Here is an 836-nt window from a genome sequence, read left to right on the forward strand (position 1 = left end):
AGCCTGCCCACGCCTTCGGCGCGGCCGAGCCCCGGCCTTCGGCCGGTGTGTAAAGCGGTGTGTTGCAATAGATTTCACATGCGGTTCTCGAAACACATTGCAATACAATGCTTTTCAAAACTGTTGCTGTGCAACATATTTCGATAACGAATTGAAAACTGTTGTGCCGTAAATACATTCGGATTTAGTGTCTGATTTAACCGATATGCCCGAATTATGTTGTGTTCGTTAGGTATACCTAATTTGTGTTCACGGGGGTGGGTGCTCGGTCTGGGGTCGCTTGGTAGGTGGGCGCTTGGTCTGGGGTTCGCTCGGTCGGTGGGGTGACGACAAAAGGTGACGCTTAGCGATTCCAAGCGTCACCGGGTGCGGTCGGAAACGTGCAGGTCAGACGATTTGGCGAGAGTAGGGGTGACGCTTGCGAATTTGATCGTCACCGAGCAAAACATATCTTGACCTGTGGAAATAAAGAAAAGGTGACGATGGTGACGATTAGAGTCCAAAAATTTATCTACGCGTGTGAGGGGGTGACGGGGATAGCGGGTACGTGGGTGCGTGTACGTGGAGAGAGAGAAACTGGTTTTTTTGTCGTCACCATCGTCACCAACTCGAATCAGTGCAGGTCAATGCATGTTTTTGGGGTGACGCTTAGATTTCTACCTGTCACCGAGGTTCGCGGGATAGTGCGCTGACCTGCACTTACGTGGGTGACGATGAGGTGACGATGACCGTCACCGCCGAGCGTCACCGCCGAGCGTCACCGCCGAGCGTCACCGCTCCCCCGGCTCTGCCCTCGGCGACCAGGGCGACGGGGCAGAGGGCAGAGGGCGGCGGGC

Origin of the sequence: Rhodococcus sp. NPDC057529, assembly GCF_042802055.1 — a bacterium.
Taxonomy (GTDB): Bacteria; Actinomycetota; Actinomycetes; order Mycobacteriales; family Mycobacteriaceae; genus Rhodococcus_F.